25 protein-coding genes are annotated in these 20,022 nt (G+C 44.1%); 16 read left to right on the top strand and 9 right to left on the bottom strand.

From position 1 onward, the window contains the following. The 4 genes from NCCP2222_RS17780 to NCCP2222_RS17795 all read left to right on the top strand — a co-directional run. Window positions 1–113: 2-oxo acid dehydrogenase subunit E2 (locus NCCP2222_RS17780; protein ID WP_248513820.1), on the top strand; the 113-nt coding region annotated here is incomplete at its 5' end. A 76-nt stretch (window positions 114–189) separates the two neighbouring features. Continuing rightward, window positions 190–387: a DUF6501 family protein gene (locus NCCP2222_RS17785; RefSeq protein ID WP_248513728.1), complete on the top strand. Its 198-nt coding sequence runs from the start codon at window positions 190–192 to the stop codon at window positions 385–387. Between the two features lie 74 nt (window positions 388–461). Then, window positions 462–1,355: an ATP-binding protein gene (locus NCCP2222_RS17790; RefSeq protein WP_248513729.1), complete on the top strand. Its 894-nt coding sequence runs from the start codon at window positions 462–464 to the stop codon at window positions 1,353–1,355. Next, window positions 1,349–3,238 carry a vWA domain-containing protein gene (locus NCCP2222_RS17795; RefSeq protein ID WP_248513730.1) on the top strand — a complete coding sequence of 630 codons (1,890 nt, stop codon included), beginning with the start codon at window positions 1,349–1,351 and terminating at the stop codon, window positions 3,236–3,238. The genes NCCP2222_RS17790 and NCCP2222_RS17795 overlap by 7 nt, the downstream gene beginning before the upstream one ends. A gap of 20 nt (window positions 3,239–3,258) precedes the next feature. Here the strand turns inward: NCCP2222_RS17795 and NCCP2222_RS17800 are convergent, their stop codons facing one another. Next, window positions 3,259–4,449, bottom strand: a complete 1,191-nt coding sequence (locus NCCP2222_RS17800) for a toxic anion resistance protein (protein WP_248513731.1) — start codon at window positions 4,447–4,449, stop codon at window positions 3,259–3,261. Next, window positions 4,421–5,098: a 5-bromo-4-chloroindolyl phosphate hydrolysis family protein gene (locus NCCP2222_RS17805; RefSeq protein ID WP_248513732.1), complete on the bottom strand. Its 678-nt coding sequence runs from the start codon at window positions 5,096–5,098 to the stop codon at window positions 4,421–4,423. The genes NCCP2222_RS17800 and NCCP2222_RS17805 overlap by 29 nt, the downstream gene beginning before the upstream one ends. Window positions 5,099–5,297: 199 nt before the next feature. On the opposite strand from NCCP2222_RS17805, the gene NCCP2222_RS17810 reads away from it, so the two are divergent. Beyond that, window positions 5,298–5,615 (top strand): DUF1033 family protein, encoded by a 318-nt coding sequence (locus tag NCCP2222_RS17810; RefSeq protein WP_248513733.1) that lies wholly within the window; start codon window positions 5,298–5,300, stop codon window positions 5,613–5,615. A gap of 191 nt (window positions 5,616–5,806) precedes the next feature. After that, window positions 5,807–6,007: a cold-shock protein gene (locus tag NCCP2222_RS17815; protein ID WP_184210741.1), complete on the top strand. Its 201-nt coding sequence runs from the start codon at window positions 5,807–5,809 to the stop codon at window positions 6,005–6,007. A gap of 40 nt (window positions 6,008–6,047) precedes the next feature. Here the strand turns inward: NCCP2222_RS17815 and NCCP2222_RS17820 are convergent, their stop codons facing one another. From NCCP2222_RS17820 to NCCP2222_RS17830, 3 genes are all read right to left on the bottom strand, one after another. Next, window positions 6,048–6,743 (bottom strand): hypothetical protein, encoded by a 696-nt coding sequence (locus NCCP2222_RS17820; RefSeq protein WP_248513734.1) that lies wholly within the window; start codon window positions 6,741–6,743, stop codon window positions 6,048–6,050. A 100-nt stretch (window positions 6,744–6,843) separates the two neighbouring features. Continuing rightward, on the bottom strand, window positions 6,844–8,451 hold the full coding sequence (locus NCCP2222_RS17825; RefSeq protein WP_248513735.1) for an ABC-F family ATP-binding cassette domain-containing protein: 1,608 nt from the start codon (window positions 8,449–8,451) through the stop codon (window positions 6,844–6,846). 102 nt (window positions 8,452–8,553) lie between these two features. Then, entirely contained in the window at window positions 8,554–8,808 is a 255-nt protein-coding gene (locus NCCP2222_RS17830; protein WP_238081434.1) for a hypothetical protein, read from the bottom strand. A gap of 79 nt (window positions 8,809–8,887) precedes the next feature. Between NCCP2222_RS17830 and NCCP2222_RS17835 the strand changes: the two genes are divergently transcribed. Next, window positions 8,888–10,072 (top strand): MFS transporter, encoded by a 1,185-nt coding sequence (locus NCCP2222_RS17835; protein ID WP_248513736.1) that lies wholly within the window; start codon window positions 8,888–8,890, stop codon window positions 10,070–10,072. Between the two features lie 38 nt (window positions 10,073–10,110). On the opposite strand, the gene msrA is transcribed toward NCCP2222_RS17835, so the two are convergent. After that, window positions 10,111–10,647, bottom strand: a complete 537-nt coding sequence (msrA, locus tag NCCP2222_RS17840; RefSeq protein WP_248513737.1) for a peptide-methionine (S)-S-oxide reductase MsrA — start codon at window positions 10,645–10,647, stop codon at window positions 10,111–10,113. Window positions 10,648–10,785: 138 nt separating this feature from the next. After that, a complete protein-coding gene (locus tag NCCP2222_RS17845) occupies window positions 10,786–10,887 on the bottom strand; it encodes a YjcZ family sporulation protein (protein WP_248513738.1) in 102 nt (33 codons plus the stop codon). Window positions 10,888–11,053: 166 nt separating this feature from the next. Here NCCP2222_RS17845 and NCCP2222_RS17850 point away from each other — a divergent pair, with 166 nt between their 5' ends. Both NCCP2222_RS17850 and NCCP2222_RS17855 read left to right on the top strand, forming a co-directional pair. Continuing rightward, window positions 11,054–12,004, top strand: a complete 951-nt coding sequence (locus NCCP2222_RS17850; protein WP_248513739.1) for an LCP family protein — start codon at window positions 11,054–11,056, stop codon at window positions 12,002–12,004. A 26-nt stretch (window positions 12,005–12,030) separates the two neighbouring features. Then, window positions 12,031–13,242, top strand: coding sequence for an AI-2E family transporter (locus NCCP2222_RS17855; protein WP_248513740.1), 1,212 nt, complete (start codon window positions 12,031–12,033; stop codon window positions 13,240–13,242). 47 nt (window positions 13,243–13,289) lie between these two features. Here NCCP2222_RS17855 and NCCP2222_RS17860 read toward each other — a convergent pair whose 3' ends face one another. Further along, the gene (locus NCCP2222_RS17860) at window positions 13,290–14,267 is read right to left on the bottom strand and encodes a substrate-binding domain-containing protein (RefSeq protein WP_248513741.1); all 978 of its coding nucleotides are present in this window, start codon (window positions 14,265–14,267) and stop codon (window positions 13,290–13,292) included. 187 nt (window positions 14,268–14,454) lie between these two features. Between NCCP2222_RS17860 and modA the strand changes: the two genes are divergently transcribed. The 3 genes from modA to NCCP2222_RS17875 are packed head-to-tail and all read left to right on the top strand — an operon-like array spanning window position 14,455 to window position 16,606. Beyond that, window positions 14,455–15,237, top strand: a complete 783-nt coding sequence (modA, locus tag NCCP2222_RS17865) for a molybdate ABC transporter substrate-binding protein (RefSeq protein WP_248513742.1) — start codon at window positions 14,455–14,457, stop codon at window positions 15,235–15,237. Window positions 15,238–15,254: 17 nt separating this feature from the next. Beyond that, window positions 15,255–15,947 carry a molybdate ABC transporter permease subunit gene (gene modB, locus NCCP2222_RS17870; protein ID WP_248513743.1) on the top strand — a complete coding sequence of 231 codons (693 nt, stop codon included), beginning with the start codon at window positions 15,255–15,257 and terminating at the stop codon, window positions 15,945–15,947. A 5-nt stretch (window positions 15,948–15,952) separates the two neighbouring features. Further along, the gene (locus NCCP2222_RS17875) at window positions 15,953–16,606 is read left to right on the top strand and encodes an ATP-binding cassette domain-containing protein (protein WP_248513744.1); all 654 of its coding nucleotides are present in this window, start codon (window positions 15,953–15,955) and stop codon (window positions 16,604–16,606) included. Window positions 16,607–16,775: 169 nt separating this feature from the next. On the opposite strand, the gene NCCP2222_RS17880 is transcribed toward NCCP2222_RS17875, so the two are convergent. Next, window positions 16,776–17,183 (bottom strand): YuzC family spore coat inner layer protein, encoded by a 408-nt coding sequence (locus NCCP2222_RS17880; RefSeq protein ID WP_248513745.1) that lies wholly within the window; start codon window positions 17,181–17,183, stop codon window positions 16,776–16,778. A 123-nt stretch (window positions 17,184–17,306) separates the two neighbouring features. Between NCCP2222_RS17880 and NCCP2222_RS17885 the strand changes: the two genes are divergently transcribed. The 4 genes from NCCP2222_RS17885 (at window position 17,307) to fni (ending at window position 19,982) form a co-directional block, all read left to right on the top strand. Further along, on the top strand, window positions 17,307–18,011 hold the full coding sequence (locus tag NCCP2222_RS17885) for a YwaF family protein (RefSeq protein ID WP_248513747.1): 705 nt from the start codon (window positions 17,307–17,309) through the stop codon (window positions 18,009–18,011). 87 nt (window positions 18,012–18,098) lie between these two features. Then, the gene (locus NCCP2222_RS17890) at window positions 18,099–18,290 is read left to right on the top strand and encodes a hypothetical protein (RefSeq protein ID WP_248513748.1); all 192 of its coding nucleotides are present in this window, start codon (window positions 18,099–18,101) and stop codon (window positions 18,288–18,290) included. A gap of 133 nt (window positions 18,291–18,423) precedes the next feature. After that, window positions 18,424–18,864 carry a GNAT family N-acetyltransferase gene (locus tag NCCP2222_RS17895; RefSeq protein ID WP_248513749.1) on the top strand — a complete coding sequence of 147 codons (441 nt, stop codon included), beginning with the start codon at window positions 18,424–18,426 and terminating at the stop codon, window positions 18,862–18,864. Window positions 18,865–18,950: 86 nt separating this feature from the next. Continuing rightward, window positions 18,951–19,982: a type 2 isopentenyl-diphosphate Delta-isomerase gene (gene fni, locus NCCP2222_RS17900; protein ID WP_248513750.1), complete on the top strand. Its 1,032-nt coding sequence runs from the start codon at window positions 18,951–18,953 to the stop codon at window positions 19,980–19,982. Window positions 19,983–20,022: the final 40 nt, after the last annotated feature.

Raw genomic sequence — 20,022 nt, forward strand, 5'->3', positions numbered from 1 at the left:
ATGTTGCATTATCATATGATCACCGTGTAATTGACGGTAAAGATTCCGTAGGCTTCTTGAAAATGGTAAAAGAACTAATTGAAAATCCAGAAGACCTTCTGCTTGGATCTTAATTAGCATCCAGTTACATTGATCGGTCCGCCTTATGTCGGACCGATTTTTTTCCATTCAATAAAGGAGGAAACTTTCATGTCATTTACAAATTGGCTAACTGCCCCGACGATCCGAACAGTCGCCTGTAAACACGCGGATGCGGAAAAATATGTAGTAAACAATATGCTTACGCCTGGCAAAGAGTATGAAGTCAAGAATGAAACAGATGAATTTCTGTTCATTATTGATAACAGCGGGAAAGTTGGCGGCTACTACAAAACTTATTTTGAATAATTTCATTGTCTTTACTTAATAACCGATACATCTCTTTCATGATGTATCGGTTTCTTTAGCAAGGAGGCTAGGGCATGATAGAGTTTATTGAAAAAGAACAGATGCGGCGCAACCAGACTGCGTATGCGCAAGAGGATCGGCGGTTGATCCAGGAAGGCGGTTATGTCTCACCAACCCCTTATTTATGGGACGATATACTGATTGCTGTAACCCTAAAAAAACCTGTCCTATTAAAAGGGCCATCCGGATCAGGCAAAACCAAATTAGCGCAAAGTGTTTCACATTATTTCCACCAACCGATGCAAAGCGTCAATTGCTCAGTGGATCTGGATGCCGAGTCGTTACTCGGCTTTAAGACCATCGTTACGAGAGATGGACAAACCTATATTGAATTCGTGGAAGGGCCTGTTGTCCAAGCGATGAAAAAGGGGCATATCTTGTATATAGATGAGATCAACATGGCAAAACCAGAAACGTTGCCCATCTTGCATAGCGTCTTGGATCATCGCAGAATGCTGACAAATCCGTTGACCGGGGAAGTCATCCATGCACATGACAATTTCTCTGTTGTTGCAGCAATTAACGAAGGCTATGTAGGTACTTCTCCTATGAATGAAGCTCTAAAAAACCGCTTTGTTTCTTTCTCGATTCCGTATTTAAGTGATCTACAATTGAATTCGCTGCTTGTATCAACTTATCCTGAAGTGGAAACTCAAAAGCTGCAGGCGTTTCTTTCCATCCACGGTGATTTGAAAAAACAAGTTATGAATGGACTCTTGTCCGATGAGGCCGCTTCGGTCAGGAGTTTGTTGGATGCCGTCCAGCTGTCAGTTTATATTCCGGAAAAAAGAGCCATTCAATACGCAATTGCTGAAAAACTGGAAGATTCCATGGAACAAAAACTCGTAATGGAACTTGTTGATACATGGATTCCTCCTTCGTTGGAAGAAGGCTCACATCCATGGTGAAACGCTTCATCCAATTCAATGATGAAACGATAGATGCCAACCAACTCTTACTTTATGAACGCTTGGGGCGTGCATTGGCAGATGCCCCTTTTCTCGAACTGACCGAGCGGAAATTAATGGAGTTTCGTCCTCGTGAAGGCGCTGTCTCCATGAGTGTTTTTTGGCGGCATCGAACCGAACAGCTGACACATCTCGGACGATTATCCGATTTATACTTATTAACATCAGGATTTTGGAAGGACTTTTCAGTACAAATGTGGATGAGGTATCAAGATGAATACCGAACTCATAAGTTTCCGCATTTCTGTGCAGAGTTTCTGCTCATGCTAGAAGAATTCCGGTTAATTGAAAAAATACAGAAGGAAAGGCCAGGTACGGCGGTGGCTTTTGAAGCAAGGCGTGAAGCGATGGTCGCATTCCATAGGGATAGCCTGGCTTCCAATGTACAAAAAAGTTTCCTGGCTGATGCGCTCCTAAACAAATTTTTCATTTCCCTATATGCCGGCATCTATGCAGACCGAAGCTGGAGTGGCGAGGGGTTGCTTGACTTAAATCCTCTCCTCCTACTGATCGGGCAAGCGTATGACAGCTCAAGCACGGAAGATAACACCTATTTGGCGGAGCGTGTCATCGTTTATGTCGAAGAAGCACTTGAAAGGGATTTGGTTCATCAATATTACGCACTGGGTGATTCAATTACAGAGGAAACAGCTAGGTTCCTTTATCATGAAGGAATGCAAGACGCCGAACAGGGAGATGACCAAGTAAAAGACACGATTGAAGAACTTTTCCGTACGTGGCATCGGGAATCCGAGGACGAGTCAGGAATTCATTTGGAATACGAATTGGAGCATGGCCGTTCCGGTAAAGGCGATGGAACTAATGCCGCAGAAGGAAATGATGGGGCAGCTATCGAGGAAACGGGCCATGGACGGTCTACAGGCAATGAAAGCGAACAATGGCAAGACAACGAGAAAGAAGAACGGCAGACCGCGCAGCGATATGCTGCCGGCCATGAGTTCGGCCGCGAACATATACATGTCGTATATGAAGAAGAGCGGATCGAAGGCAAGCCATCTAAAGAAAATATAGAAAAACTCCTTGCCTGGCGAGAAAGGCAAAAGCCGATTGTACGGGCGTTAACAGAAGAAATTAGGAAACGGATTGAATTAAAAACCGAATCCCGGAGAGAACGGCTTCTGAAAGGCCGGTTATCCTCGAAATTGACGACCATGCTTGTCGACGAGAGACCGAAGCCATTTTATCGGAAACAGGCACCTTCTGCCAACCTGGACGCTGTTTTCGGTTTGCTCGTTGATGGATCTGCTTCCATGCTCGATAAACTGGATGAAACCAAAATGGCGGTGCTGCTATTTCACGACGTTCTGAGAACGTTGAAAATACAACATGAAATATCGTCTTATTATGAAGATGCTGAGGAAACGTCAAAAGAGTCGCAGTTAAATATATTCGGTATGATGCATACGTTTCCAGACCGCAATAAAGACAGCGGTATGTCAATCTTATCGTTTGAAGCGAATGAAGATAACCGGGATGGTTTTGCTATTCGGTGGATGAAAAAAAAATTAATGATGCGTGCTGAAAAGCATAAATTTCTACTCGTCTTTTCAGACGGCGAACCATCTGCTTTTGGATATGACCGAAATGGCATTCTCGACACGAGGGAAGCCGTCCTGGAAGCGGAGAAGCAGGGAATATCTGTAATTCATCTTTTCTTATCCACTGATGAGCCGACAGATGATCAAAGGGAACTGTTTAGCAGCATGTTTGGCAATAAAACAGCTTCCGCTCATTCTGTGGAAAACTTTGCAGATCAAACACTTCGAATACTTCGCAAACTGCTTGCCATTGTCGTCAAATAAGTACCAAAGAAAAAACCGCCTTAAGATGGGCGGTTTTGTGTTCTTTCATGAACAGAGAGAAGTCTTTGTTTTAATTCTTCTTCCATTCTCGCGATTTCTACTTCAGCAGCTTTCCGTTTCGCGCGGCCATCTGCTTGAATGACAAGTGTTTCTTCGATAGTTTGAATTAAGTTTTCCTGTGTTTTCTTCAGTGTATCAATTTCAATAATGCCTCGTTCGTTCTCTTTAGCTGTCTCGATGGAATTAACCTTCAGCATCTCCGAATTTTTCAGAAGGAGATCATTTGTTGTTTTTGTAACAAGCCGCTGTGATTCAACTGCTTTTCGCTGACGATTCAACGTAAGAGCAATGGCAATCTGGTTTTTCCAAAGTGGAATCGATGTCATAATCGATGATTGGATCTTCTCTGCAAGCGTTTGGTTCGTTTGTTGAATCATACGGATTTGCGGTGCGCTTTGAATGGTGATTTGGCGGGAGAGCTGCAAATCGTACAATCTCTTTTCCAGCCGGTCAAGAAACTGCGCCATGTCATTTACTTCTTGAAATGCCATTTGATCGTTGGATGCTTCCGCTTTTCTACGCAATTCAGGAATCGTCACAGTAGCGATTTCATCTCGTTTCAGCTCTGCTGCAGCAATGTAGACGTTTAAGGCTTGGAAGTATGTTTTATTCTGCTCGTACAAACTTTCCAGCATGTGGACGTCTTCCAGCAAGCCCCGCTTGGAATGCTCTAATTGAACACCTATCCGATCGATTTGTGTGCTCAATTTTTGATACTTTGTCATCATTTCTTGAATGGAACGTGTCGCCTTGCTAAATAAACGGCTGAGACCTGACTTCTTCTTATCACTCAAATCCTCCGGGTCAATTTCAGAAAGTTTTCCCATCAAATCACTAAGTACATCTCCAACCGGTCCGATATCCTTGCTTTGCACGTGGTCCAACATTTTATGGGAGAAGCGGGATAATTCGTTTTGTGCATTTGCACCATACGTAATAATCGCCTCATAATTGCCAACTGGAATTTGCGCAGCCAATTGTTTCGCCTTTTCCTGTTCCTCTGGCGATAGTCGGTCCATCAACTTCACGGATGTGGACGCAGCAGGTGTTTCCATCTGCATTTCTTTTGGGAGCAATGGTTCGTTGAACGGGTTTTCCAATAAGTCATCAAATGATTTCACTTCATCGATCGTTGATTTGTTTTCTGTCATGAGGCAAGTCTCCTTTCATATGTAGCAACGGCTTATTATGGTTCATCGTTACATCGACATAGTCGAGTTCCAACTGAAGCTGCTCAATATCCGTTGCCAGGGCGCTTCTTAAATCTTGCTCTAATTGTTTATTGACGTCAGTTAACGTTTCTCTCGTGTGCTGGAGCGCCACCCGTAATTCCTGGTCCTTCAGTGGCTGATTGACAAGCATGGAATATTTGGAAGTCAACTCCACAGCTGAATCCAAATGGGAATAGAAAAAACGCTCGACATGGTAAAACTTTTGAGGGTTGCTGCGTACAATGGATAAGATCCGTTTCGCCAGATTGTTCATTTCATATACTTGTTTAAATGCTTGAACGGATCGCACTTGACCGTACATGCTGTTCAATCTCTTGATTTTCCCCTTGGCCTCTGCAATCTGCGTCTTTATATGCTGGTATTCAGATCTCGACATACCAAGTTTTTTAACGTTGGATGAGAGTTGAATTTGTTTGATTGTAAATGTGCCTCCGAGATAAATGGCGATCATCAGGCCTGTTGCAGCAAAGAAATTCATGCCAGCCCCTAAAAGGAAGATGAGCCAGGAACCAAAACTGACTGGTGCAGTAATGAAATGTCGAATGAAAAATTGTTTTACTTCTTGCATGGCGCATTCAGGCCTCCTTCTGTATATATAGTAAATACGTTTCAAGGAAAGGAAAGTTTCATTCGCTTAGTACAATTATACCTGATTCCTATCAGGAAAACATTCCTTTTGAACGGTCAATATGAAACGCTTGGATAACGAGAAGGAATTTGCTAAAATGGGGGACACTCTCGGCAAAAGAAGATTGGGGGGATCTTGAATGTATGAAGTAATCTATATGAAGGCGGATTATGAGCCGTGGTGGATGTTCGACGATTGGAGAAGCATGGTCGTGACATCTCAGTCGTTTGAATCAAAGGAAGAAGCCAACACGTATTTTCGTGATTTATATAACAAGCTTGAGAATCAGCATACATTTAATGAAAAAAGAAAAAATTGTTTTTTTGCGTTTTGGTCCGAAGCTGAAAGGGTATATTGTGAAGGGTGCGATGAATGCTTGCAACTGTATCACGGGATCGTTGTTCTGCATGACGGTATTCCATGCAGTGAAGTTTTGAGCAATAATTCAAATAGTTAGTAATGTTATGTTGACTTTATTGAAAAATATGGTATAGTTACAGTAACAATAAAGTGAGATTGACCGAATGGAACGTATTCACGTATTACAAAAAGTGATCGGTGCTCATCGGTACTTTTTGTAATATGTGAATTTTTTCATTGCAGGGGGTTCACGTATTAGTTAAGTATTTATTATTTGGAGGTAGTATGATGAAACAAGGTACGGTAAAGTGGTTTAACTCTGAAAAAGGCTTCGGGTTTATCGAAGTAGAAGGCGAAGACGATGTATTCGTACACTTCTCCGCAATTCAGGGAGACGGATTCAAAACTTTAGACGAAGGTCAACACGTTGAATTTGAAGTAGTAGAAGGCAACCGTGGACTTCAAGCAGCTAACGTTGTTAAACAATAATCTGTCAAACCAAGAGGCGCCTCAAAAGGCTGCCTCTTTTTCATGGTTGTGAAACTGATTCTAATGTAGATGTCATGACCAGTCGTTCCCCATCCGTCGTTTTCATAATGGATTCCCGTTTAACTTCTCCGAAACCTTCCACAAAATACTTCCTCACGATATAGGCCTTGTTTTCTGCGCCGATGATCGGCTCAGTCGATTGAAGGACAAATGCATTGTCAAATTTCTTGAAATATGTTTCGACTGGGACATCGGTTTCAACAATCTCCCATTGCCCGAATATCTGTCCTTTCTCAAACGGCTTGTGTAGATAGACACCGACTGGTTCCATCTTTTTGATTTCATCCAAAGTAGGGAAGTCTGTTGTAGAATCAACTAAATCATAGCTGAGAGTTGTGATTTGTTTTTCGCCGATTTGATAAACATATTGGACAATCGCCTGGCCGTTGCTTTCATGTACTATGACATAATTTTCGTAAGGCATCGCAAACTGAACATCAAGCTCAGAAAAATTTTGGCCTTCACCTCGGAAATGGGCTTTCGATCCGTCCGCTAAAAAATAATCAAGCAAGTCTTTATCCACTTTTTGCACTCCCTCTGACGACTCATTTGACGACTTAAGGGGTTTGCCAGAATTACCTGAGTTGTTCGGGACTGTGTTCTCTTTACCTGAAGAACAACCTGCCATGATGACCATGAACAAGAGGGCTGTCAGGAAAATAGCAACTTTTTTCATGCCTTCCACTCCTTTTTGTTTAGAATGCCCGAACGAGTACCGATTATCCTAATAAAAGAAAAACCGCTTTCCAATGAAGGAAAACGGTTTTACATGACAATTAATTTGAAACTGCTTGTTGATCTTTCCACTCTAGGTATTCATCATATTGCATCATTTTATCGAAAATAGTACCGTCTTCGCGGATTTCAATAACCCGGTTGGCAACTGTTTGAATGAACTGCTGGTCATGTGAAGTGAAGACCATAGCTCCCTTGAATGCAATCAATCCATTGTTCAACGCTTGGATCGATTCAAGGTCCAAGTGGTTCATCGGTTCATCAAGTAAAAGGACATTGGCGTTTGTGAGCATCATTTTAGAGAGCATGCAACGCACTTTTTCGCCCCCGGAAAGAACGGAAGGTTTCTTTTTCACTTCTTCACCTGAGAACAGCATGCGTCCAAGGAACCCACGCAAGAAAGTCTCCGTTTGATCCTCAGGGGAGTACTGGCGCAACCATTCCACAAGAGTCTCTTCCGAACCCTCAAAAAATTCACTGTTGTCGAGAGGGAAGTAGGCACGGGATGTTGTGACGCCCCATTTGATTGAACCTTCATCGGGTTGATCCTCTTCTGCTAAAATTTCAAGAAGCGCTGTTTTGGCAAGCGGATTGCCAAGAAGTATAATCTTATCCTCTTTGCCCATTGTAAATGTGGCATTTTTAAGAAGTTGTTTTCCTTCTTTCATCTTGGAAACACCTTGTATGGAAAGTACATCGTTCCCAATTTCACGGCCGATTTGGAAATTGACGAATGGATACCGGCGGGAAGATGGCCTGATATCATCCAATTCAATTTTTTCCAAGGCTTTCTTACGCGATGTCGCTTGTTTCGATTTGGATGCGTTCGCACTGAAACGGGCAACGAATGCTTGAAGTTCCTTGATTTTTTCTTCTTTCTTTTTGTTTTGATCCTGTGCCATCTTAAGCGCCAATTGGCTCGATTCATACCAGAAATCATAGTTGCCCGGATAGAGTTGGATTTTAGAGAAATCTAAATCGGCAATTTGCGTACATACTTTATTCAGGAAGTGACGGTCATGGGATACAACGATGACGGTGTTTTCAAAGTTGATTAAAAACTCCTCAAGCCACTGAATTGCTTTCAAGTCAAGATGGTTCGTCGGCTCATCCAGCAAAAGGACATCCGGCTTGCCAAATAAAGCTTGCGCCAAGAGAACCTTCACTTTGTCTGAACCTGTCAATTCGGACATTTTCACATGGTGCATGCTTTCAGGTATGCCTAGACCTTGAAGGAGTATGGCAGCTTCTGATTCAGCTTCCCAACCATTCAACTCGGCAAATTCACCTTCCAGCTCGGCAGCACGCATGCCATCCTCGTCTGAGAAATCTTCTTTCATGTAGATGGCGTTTTTCTCAGTCATGATGTCATACAGTCTCTTATGGCCCATGATGACTGTATCAAGCACTTCGTTTTCTTCGTATTCAAAATGGTTTTGTTTCAGGACGGCTAAGCGCTCGTCTTTGTTCATAATGACATTTCCTGTTTGCGGCTCAATTTCGCCTGACAGGATTTTCAAAAATGTTGATTTACCTGCACCGTTCGCTCCGATTAAGCCGTAGCAATGGCCTGGGTTGAACTGTATATTGACATCTTCAAAAAGTTTGCGATCACCAAATTGAAGACTGACATTACTTACTGCTATCATAAATAATCCTCCTAATTTCACAATGCTCCTATTATAGCATGAACCAAGGGGAATAGGGAACGACAGGCATTGAATTCCAGCGCTTTTCGTCAGAAAAATTCATCAGGAGGAGATCGTTGAATTTCGTAGCCTCTTACGGTTACGATAGGCTTGCAACGTGCCTAGCTCCTTATTGAGCAAATATTCCATCCTGACGTAATCTTTTGGGGACGGGATTTCATTCACATCTATTCCTGAAGACGAAAATATGAAATAATAATCAGCGACTCTTCGAAACAGGAAGACAGTTGAAGGGTATTTATCAAAAACACATTTGATTTGGTATTTACGGGCATAGGCCCAATGATCAATCTTCATTTCTATCATCCTTTCATAAGTAATTATACGTGGAAAAGGATGGAAACACAAGTTCGTAAAACGAAGGAGCACTCCCAGAATGACAAAAAGAAAACAGACCATCGTTATTATTCTAGGTATTTTTATGGTAGCCATTAATATGAGGCCTGCCATCACTTCTATTGGTCCCATGCTTGACACAATACGGGACCATTTAGATCTTTCCAATGCGCAAGTAAGCTTGCTAACCTCGCTGCCGGTACTCTGCATGGGGATCTTTGCTTCTTTAGCTCCTGTTTTGAATCGAAAGCTCGGGCTTTCCAATTCTGTCTTATTGATGCTTTTTGTTATCGGACTTCTCACCGCAGTCAGGGGAGTGAACGACAGCTATAGTATTCTGCTGCTGACTGCTTTCGGAATCGGCATTTCCATTGCCATCATCGGGCCGTTGCTTTCCGCGATGATTAAACAGAAATTTCCTGAACGCGCCGCTTCTGTCATAAGTGTATACTCATTTGGCATGGGGGTAGGCGCTTCTCTAAGTGCTGGCCTAACTGCATTTGTCTATGAGTCAACTGCGTCGCATCGGATGGCGCTCGGAATTTGGTCAGTTCTGGCATTACTCGGCATCTTGTTTTGGGTGGCTGCGACCAGAGGGGAAGTACGGGTCCGCCAGCAAACGAAAAAAAACGTCCATACCGTTGGAAGTTCACCATGGAAATCTCCGAGAGCGTGGATTTTACTTCTGTTTTTCGGTTTGCAGGCATCAACATTTTTCTCAATCGTCACCTGGTTCGTTCCAGTTGTAACGGACAATGGTTTCTCTTTGCTTCAAGCAGGCTCCATGCTCAGCATGATGACGATCATTCAAATTCTGTTCAATTTACTTATCCCGTTGTTGATCACACGTTTTCCGGCACGTCGGTTTTGGCTGCTGACGATTCTTCTGCTTGGTTTAATCGCAATAGGTTTAGTGGGAACGGGCAGCACGTCGCTGACGTGGGTTGGCGCTTTTGTTCTCGGCATTCCTCTTGGCGGGTTATTCCCAATAGCTCTGCTTCTTCCATTGGATGAAACAGAAACGGCTGCCGAGACTAATAGTTGGACTGCCATGATGCAGACAGGCGGTTTTATTATGGCCGGCCTTTTGCCTTTGTTAATAGGAATCCTTTATGATTTGACGAGCAACCATCAAAATACTCTGCTGATCATAGCTGCTTTTTTCCTTCTTATGATCGCCTTAGCCTTTTTAATCGGTAATGGCAAGAAGCAAGAGCAAATGTAAAAGAGCAGGGGCCGGTAGATCGGCTCCTGCTCTTTCCATTATTTCTCCCAATGTTCCGCAATGAATTCATCCCGGCCTGACTTGGCCCGATCTTCTTCATAATGGTTCTTTTCTTTTCGGTAATAATCCTGGTGATATTCTTCTGCCTTATAAAAACGTTCAGCAGGGCGGATTGGCGTTACGATAGGCTTGGTAAAACGGCCGCTGTTTTGCAAAGCATCCTTCGACTGTTCGGCCAGTTTTTTCTGTTCTTCCGTATGATAGAAAATAGCAGTGGTATAGGAATGGCCCCGGTCATGGAATTGACCGCCCGCGTCTGTCGGGTCCACTTGCTGCCAATACACATCCAGCAATTGTTCATAAGGGAAAACGGCAGGGTCGAAAGTGATTTCCACCACTTCCAAATGTCCGGACTCGCCGCCTTTTACATCTTCATATGTAGGGTTTTCCAAATGACCGCCCATATAGCCTGAAACGACATCCATAATGCCATCCCATTCTTTAAAAGGTTTGACCATACACCAAAAACAGCCACCCGCAAATGTTGCCTTCTCCCATGATGTTTCTGTCGACATCCAACTAACCTCCTCTAACTCCATTCTGATTTTTATTGTACCATGTTTTCACAGCTGCCTTTATTTTAACACACGAAAACAAGGACGCTTCATGCGTCCTTGCAAGAAAAAGGCGGTATTTGAATAAAAGGTCTCCGATTAACAGATATAAGCGGCCCCCACGATGATCAACAAAATAAAGAGGACAACAAGTAGCACGAAAGACGAGCCGTATCCTCCTCCGCAGTATTCATTTCCCATATTCAACACCTCCTTTTCTATTATCGTATGCAGAAGGGTGTGTTCAGGAAGTGATAAATGCCTTGTTGGCGTGTGACATGCTATACTATTCCTAACGACGGAACCCGTCCAACCCTCATTCGTCCTACTTTACATACTGAATTTATAGTTCGGAGGAGTCAATTGAATGGAAGAACAATATGAAGGGCCTTTACCACGGAGAAGAAGAAGGAAGAAGCTCCGCATCGGCAGGGTCATTCTGACGCTGCTTATCTTATTCCTTCTCATAGCAAGCTGTTACTCCTATTTGCAATTCAATGCAGGCCAATCGCTCGCAAAGGGACAGGAAATTGATCCAGGGCCTTTCAAAGGGGATATCGCGGATCCAAAAAATCCTTCTGTCGAGAACTTTCTCCTGCTTGGCATAGATGATGATGGCAGCGGACGCTCCCGTACAGACACGATGATGGTCTTATCTTGGGATAAAAAAGAAGGGAAGATGCGTCTTATTTCCTTTATGCGGGACATCTACGCGGAAATACCCGGGTATAAATCCTATAAGCTGAACACGGCCTATTATTTAGGCGGCGTGCAAACAGCGAAGGATACGATTACTGGCATGTTCGATCTTCCAATCCACCATTATGCCATCATCGATTTTGATAATTTTGAGTCGATCATTGATACCGCCTTTCCGGACGGCATCGAGATGGATGTGGAAAAAGAGATGTCAGAGAAGATTGGGGTTACGCTTACGCCAGGAACCCATCAGTTAAATGGCAAGGAGTTGCTTGGCTATGCCCGTTTTCGTGCTGATGCGGAAGGGGATTTCGGCAGGGTGGCTAGGCAGCAGAAGGTGATTTCTGCAGTAAAAGAAGAAGCGATGCGTCCAGGGATGCTGCTGCATGTGCCAAAACTTGCAGGTTCCGTTTCCGGTTTCATTCAAACGGACTTAAGCACAAAGGATGAATTGACACGAGCTCTTACCGTCCTGATGAACCGCGGAGCAAAAATTGACACGATGACGGTACCGGTGGAAGGCTCCTATTCGTTTAACTCCTATGCGCACGCAGGTTCCGTAATCGAACTCGATTTGCAGAAAAATAAAGATGCGATCGCTGAATTTCTTCAGCAATAGGAATAAACAAGGAGAGGGCAGATGGAATGTTGAACGATCAAAATAAAGATCAACCAAGCCGCCAAACTGGCACCCATCGGATCATCGCATTTTTAGGAGGCCGCAGCACGTTGTATGTACTCGGCCTTCTTTTGCTCATTGGTCTGATTATTCTTGTCTATAGTAAGGTTTCGTTTGTGTTTTACCCAATTAAAGTATTTTTCTCTACCGTTGTCTTGCCAATTATTCTGGCGACGATCGCCTATTATATTTTGCGGCCTATTTTGCGGTTGCTGGAACGGCTTCGCATTCCGAGAGTATGGGGCATCCTCATAATCTTTATCGGTCTCATCGGTCTCATTACATTGCTCGTCGTTCTCGTTTTTCCGTTTTTAAAAGGACAGTTCGCCAACCTGGTCGAGGAGTTTCCGACTTATTTTCAGCAGATGGTAATTAAATTGGATGCGTTTCTGCGAACTTCCATCTTCTCATCCTATTACGAGGGGTTGAATTTCAACGTCAATTCACTGCTGGATAAGGGACTTGGAGATATCGGCCGAATGGTCACTGAAATGATAGGTGGCATCGCGACTGGCATCACTTCCTTTATTTCCATGCTGACAGGCTTTATCCTCGCGATAGCCACTGTACCGTTCATATTATTTTATTTACTGAAGGACGGGGAGAAGCTGCCGGCATTCATCAAGAAATTGTTGCCGCCTCGGTTCCGGGATGACGCGGAAGCGATCTTCAAGGACGCGGACCACCAGATCAGCGCCTATATTCAAGGTCAAATTCTCGTTGCCATCTGCATCGGCATCATGGTGTCGATCGGTTTCCAAATCATCGGCATGAAATATGCTCTATTGCTTGGCGTTCTTGCCATGTTTACGAGTGTCGTACCTTATTTGGGCCCGATCATCGCGATCACACCTGCAGTCATTATCGCCATTGTGACGTCACCCTTCATGCTAGTGAAATTAGCAGTCGTATGGACCATTGTCCAACTAGTGGATGGGAAGTTTATTTCGCCGCAAATCATGGGGAAATCGTTGAAGATCCATCCGATTACGATTATATTCGTCCTGTTGTCGGCCGGGTCATTATTCGGCGTACCGGGAGTAATTCTTGGTATACCGGGCTACGCTTTGATAAAAGTCGTTTTGACGCATCTATTTAAATTGTATAAGCTGCGTTATAACAAGTTTGAATATGATGAAACAATGTATTATGAAGATGTGAAAAAAGAAACCAATTAAAAAAAGGAAGCACGTGGAGGAGAATCCTCGCCACCGTGCTTCCTTTTTTATTCTGTCTCATAAATGATTCTGCCCATAGCTGATAAATCGTAGCCGCCTAATGATTCCAGTTCACTTCGAAAGCTATCCGACTGCAAAACTGCATGTAGTGATTTACGAAGCGCTGCATTTTCGCCCTTCTTCAACATGACGATATCATACTGTTCCTGGATAAGCGGGACGAAATCAACCCCGGTCATTAATGCTGCTTTTTCGATGCCAACTCCACAGTCTGCTTGTCCTGCAGCAACCTTCGCGGCAACGGCAAAATGATTCAGCTCTTCCGTTTCATATCCGAAGATCGACTTTCCTGAAATGCCTTCCATCCGCAGCTTCTCATCGAGTAGCACTCTGGCACCTGATCCTTTCTCCCGATTAACGATCGTCAGGCCGGGTGTCTTAAAATCCCGCCATCCGCTCAAGCCTTTCGGATTTCCTTTTTGCACATAAAGGCCGGCAGTGCGGAACAGCAGATTGACAACCATATACGAATGGCCGACGAGCAAACGCTTTACATACGGAATATTGTAGGTGCCTGTATCGCCATCAAATAAATGAAGGCTGACTACATCGGCCTCTCCACGGTACATGGACACAAGACTGTTCAAACTACCCGAAAACGACCGGAGAGGACGGTAACCGCTTGTTTCTTTCTCGATAGCATTTGCGAGAAGGTCAAGGCTAATATCCTGGCCGCTTATGATCAATTGATGAGTAGTTCGCGGAAGGGGAGAGACAGGGATCGCTGAAACAGGAGAAGTGGCTGGCGCCTGCACAATTTCCGGTAAGTGATGGTTTCTCTCCGCCGCACCACTTTTCGAGCTTTCTTTATAAGCGTCCAGATCTTCCTCATCAATCCTCATTTGTCGACCGACACGGTAGGCCCGCAAATCCCCTTTTTTAATCAAATCATATACCGTCAGTTTAGAAACCTTTAACATCTCCGCAATTTCTTCTGTTGTATAGGAAGCCGTTTGATTATTCATTCTCCCATTCTCCTTCCAGCCCTATGAAAAACGGTGTACAAACTCATTCTCTCGCATTTCCTCTACGAAAGTAAAGAGAACAGTCTAATAATATGTAAATTCATATAATTATAAGTAGATATAAGTAATTATAATATGTTATAAATGATGAGTTATAGATGTATATAATGATAAGGAGTGGGATGTAATGCAAAGAACTCTGTTTTTCTTATTATTGAGCTGCTGCTTTGTATTGCTGGGGGGCTGCGGCAAGGAGGAAGGGATCGATCGAGCAGCAATTGAGCGGAATGAAATTATGGTATCCGCGGCTGCAAGTTTGACAGACGCCTTGACAGAATTGCAAACGACATTTGAAAATGAACATACAGGCATCCAAGTACAATTCAATTTTGGCAGTTCCGGTAAACTTGCAACTCAAATCGAAAAAGGTGCACCTGCCGATCTTTTTTTATCTGCCAGCGAACAGGATATGGACAGGCTGGAGAAGGCCGATTTGATTGATCCTGACAGCCGGATTAATTTTACGAAAAATACATTAGTCTTGATTGCAAACGAGGATGCGAAAGGCAGTGCCGTCTCATTTGAAGATATTACTCCTTCCTCACTGCAACATTTTGCGATTGGAGATCCGGAGAGTGTGCCAGCTGGCCGTTACTCTAAAGAAGTGCTTGTTAAGCTCGGACTGTGGGCACCGCTACAAGGCAAGCTTGTCTACGGATCGGATGTAAGGCAAGTGCTGACTCATGTAGAAATGGGTAATGCGGATTATGGCATTGTCTATTCAAGTGATGCGGCGATTTCAAAGAAGACGAAAGTGCTTGCGTCCGCTGACGAAGCCTGGCACACACCTATCGTGTATCCAGGAGCGGTCACTGCAAATACGAAACACTCGGACCAAGCAAAAGAATTCCTTACCTTTTTACAGGGGGAAGAAGGCAAAGCAGTCCTTCGTAAATACGGTTTTCAATAAAAGGGGAGGTGATAGTGGTGGCATCCGCGGATTATACACCATTGATCTTATCGCTTAAAGTGGCGGCGATTTCTACGACAATTGTTTTTATTATTGGCATCTTTTTTGCTCATCTTATTGCAAGGAAGCAATTTTTCGGCAAGAGCATCATCGAATCTTTCTTTTTACTGCCGCTCGTCCTGCCGCCAACTGTTGTCGGTTTCGGACTGCTGCTGTTGTTCGGTAAGAATGGGTGGTTGGGCAAATGGCTGCTTGATTGGTTCGACGTCCAAGTCGTCTTTTCCTGGATCGGAGCTGTCATCGCCTCCATTGTCGTCTCCTTCCCGTTAATGTATCAAAGCGCAGCTGCGGCATTCGCAAATGTAGACGTCCGCCTGGAAAAGGCTGCCCGGACAATGGGGGCCTCCAACTGGCGCGTCTTTTGGACGATCGCTTTCCCGCTTGCATGGCCTGGACTGCTCGCGGGACTTGTCCTGTCATTTGCACGAGGCCTTGGTGAATTCGGAGCGACGCTCATGCTCGCAGGATATATACCAGGAAAAACCGATACGATTCCTATGGCAATCTATTTTGCGGTGGAGTCGGGGCATATGGAAAAAGCCACTTTCTGGGTCATTATTATTGTGGCACTTGGTTTTAGTACGATCACCTGGCTGAATTGGTGGAGCAAACGGAATATGAGGCGTTTTGCAAATGAAAAGGGCAGGTGAAACCATTGTTGGACGTTCAGATACATAAAAAGCTCTCCCATTTCGAGTTGGATGTTACATTCACTGCAGACCATGAAATAGTGGTCCTTTTTGGACCCTCCGGATCAGGCAAGACAACCATTTTAAATTGTTTGGCTGGACTGGAGCAGCCCGACAAAGGGTGCATTCATTTAGGAGACAGCTTATTATATGGCGAGGGGAAGTCAGTTCCGGCCCAGCAAAGGAAGGTCGGTTATCTTTTTCAAGACTATGCATTGTTTCCTCACATGACCGTGGAAAAAAATATTTGGTACGGTGTGCCGAAAAAAGACCGCCCGAATAAAATAGACGTTATTCAACAGCTGCTTGATGTATTACGAATCCATCATCTAATCAAGAAGTACCCACACCAAATATCTGGCGGTGAAAAACAGCGTGTCGCACTTGCACGGGCTCTTGCCACCGAACCTTCATTGCTGCTACTTGACGAACCCTTATCTGCACTCGACGAAGAGACACGGCTGCAGTGCCAGGATGAATTGCTTCGACTGCACCAATTGTGGGAAGGCGTGCCTTTCCTGATCGTTACGCATAATCGGCAAGAGGCCAGGAAACTGGGGGATCGAATTCTGCATTTGAATAATGGACAGTTAATTGACGAATGGAAGAATGAACGATAGATTGTAGATAATAACTAATCGAATATATTAAACGACAAAGACCTCCAACTGATCGTGCAGGAATGGAGGTCTTTTATATAGCATGGTGTTTTCAGTAATACAATCCTTCAGCCAATTACAAGTTATATAGCTTTGACTAAATTGCTCTTCTCGAGGTGCTACACTTTTATTACCATCCTAAGTTCATGCGCAGACGGCAGCAGCTGCTTTGCGAATCATTGTTCGCAAAATCGATCCGAAGGCCGTCCGGTGTATACAGCAGCTGATACGAGATTGTGACGCCTGTAGAACGGATGAGTCGGTTAACTTCCCCTTGGTTGGAGGCCTGGGCCGCTTCCTTCAGCTGTCGGGCAAATTCATCTGACGCGATTACTTTGCCAGTAAACAGATCTGCCTGCTTCATAATCTCACGGAACCGGCGGGCAGATAAGTTAAATTGCTTAATATCGACGGGTGGATAGGGATCTCGCTGAGCCGGTGGCTGTATGGCCAAGTGAGCGGGTGTATAAGCAACGTGACTTGGATATGGATGATGCTGCGCAATATAAGGCACGAAAGGATATGGATAGAAAGCCATAGGAATTCCTCCTATCACGGAATCTTCTTTAGCATATGATAACGAATGAGATTTCGTGTTTGAGAACTTCATTGAAAGAAAGACGTCAATATTTAACATCAATTGCAGATTAGGGTGAAGGGTATGCAAACTTATGAATTTACAATGTTTTCTGCAGCACACCTACTTGTGATCATTATTTTCATCATTTTGGTTGGTTGCCTCTATGTATACAGACATCGGTTGCGCGACCGAGTGTCAAATTTACGAGGGATGGAACGTTCGTTCGCATTGGTTTTATTAGCGCTTGAAATTGGGTTTCATTTATGGATGATTGAGGCAGGAAGGTGGCGGCTCCAGGATTCATTGCCTCTAGAACTATGCAGCATTTCATTGCTCGCAACTGTTATTTTGCTGTGGACCGGTAGTCGATTGCTTGCGAATTTTGTTATCTTTGCCGGTATCGCTGGGGCACTTCAAGCAATGATCACACCTGTATTGGACATGAATTTCCCTCACTTTCGATTTTTTCATTTCTTCATTACGCATGCGGGAATCATCCTGACCGGTTTGTACTTTGTCTGGGTTCGGGGCTATACGCCGACCTTACGAGGAGTCTTTCAGGCATTCCTTTTGTTAAACCTACTTTTGCCACTCATCCTTTTTGTTAATAATAGAGTGGAAGGAAATTATATGTTCTTGTCTCGCAAACCCGTTAACGGGAGTTTACTTGATTATTTAGGCCCGTATCCTTGGTATATTTTCTCCCTTGAAGCCGTTGCGCTCGGCATGTTTTTGATTATTTGGCTTCTGCTCAGACGGAAAAGCAAGCGGTCACTTTCTGACTGAATTTACATGCTATTTCCTTTTTTGACTGGACAGAGGATTTATTTCAATGGTAAAATCTATTAACCAAGCACGAGGGAGGAAGCCCGCATGTCAAATACCCAAGATAATCAAGCAAAAGCGAAAATGAGTTTAAAGGATGCTGTGAAACAACAGTTGGAGGCGAAGAAAAACAAAGCTAATCCAAACCGCACGACTGGAAATTCCATGCAGCAAACACCGAAAATGAAAAGCCAGCAAGCAAAAAAAGTATCACAATCCCGTAGAAAAATGGGAGTGTAACGTTACTGAAGCTCAGCATCAAGCGTTTTAACGGATAATAAAAGACAGAACAAAGCGACGGACAAACGATACGTTTTCTCGTCGCTTTGTGTGTTTTTATAATCCTATCAACTGGGGTCGATTCAGAAAGGAAATGATATCAGTGAGCGAACGGATAATTGAACTGCAGTCTGTTGAGGAAATGCTGAAAGGATTCCCGGTTATGCGCCAATTGCGGACTCATTTATCAGAGGAATCGTATCTTACACTTGTTTTGGAAGCCCAAGAAAAAATGAGCTACCGGCAGCACGCGTTGCTCATTGATGGCCAGATCGTCTCAATCATCGGCTGGATGCCCATGACCACCCTCTATTACGGCAATTATATTTGGATTTGCGACCTTGTGACAGACGCTTCTTTCCGCTCTCATGGCTATGGGGAAATGCTGCTGGAATTTGTACAAGAATTATCTCATGAAATGGGCTATGGCACTGTTGCGTTATCTTCGGGACTCGGAAGAACAGAGGCACATCGTTTTTATGAAGAGAAAATGGGCTATGAAAAAGTAAGTTATGTTTTTAAACATGAACGCTGACAAGTCATTTAGATGAATAAATGAAGGCAATCGCCTATACTGATAATGGGCCAGAAATGAATGGGTGGCGGGAAGGCGGAAGAGAAGTGACGGAGGCAATCCATAAACGAAAATCGGAACATATTAACATCACTTTAAACGAGAAAGTGACGGGCACCAATATTACGACCGGGTTCGAACGGGTCGGATTCATACATAATGCATTACCTGAAGTAGATTTCGAATCGATTCAGTTACAATGCACATTTGTCAAACGGACATGCGCGAAACCATTCCTAATCAGTTCGATGACAGGCGGCGCGGCATTTGCGGAGACGATAAACCGAAATCTGGCGATTGCAGCGGAAGAGCAAGGCTGGACCTTAGCTTTAGGCTCGATGCGTGCTTTAATCGAAAGTGAACAGCATCGTGAATCGTTCCAGGTTAGAAAGTACGCGCCGAGCGTACCAATCATTGCGAATCTCGGGGCGGTACAGTTCAATTATGGATTCGGTTCGGAAGAATGCATGAGGATAATAGAAATGAGTGAAGCAGATGCGCTTGTGCTTCATTTGAACAGCATCCAGGAAGTAATCCAATCGGATGGCAATACAAATTTTAAATCACTTCTTCAAAAAATTGAGGATGTATGCAAATCATTGCCCGTGCCTGTCGGCGTAAAAGAAGTCGGTTGGGGAATCGACGGGGAGACGGCTAGAAAATTATGTGATGCAGGAGTGCAATTTATCGATGTGGCGGGCGCTGGAGGCACATCCTGGAGCCAGGTAGAGAAATTCCGGGCTGATAATCCGATTAAACGTAAGGCGGCTGAAACATTCAGCGGGTGGGGCATACCGACTGCAGAAAGCATCATTGCCGTCCGTCAGCATGCGGGAAATGAACAAACTGTCATCGGCAGTGGCGGCATGCACACTGGGTTAGACGCGGCAAAAGCAATCGCTCTCGGTGCAGATCTCGTTGGCTTCGGAAAATCAATTTTGAAAGAAGCGACAGAATCGGTTGATGACGTATTACGTGTCATGCAAACGATCGAGCTGGAATTAAAGATGGCTATGTTTGGAATCGGTGCTTCCTCGATAGACGAGCTGCAACAAACGGATCGTATTTATTTCAACTAAAAGCCTATTAGAGAAAAGATAATGAAGACAGCCATTTCCA

The organism is Sporosarcina sp. NCCP-2222 (assembly GCF_023168145.1).
Lineage (GTDB): Bacteria > Bacillota > Bacilli > Bacillales_A > Planococcaceae > Sporosarcina.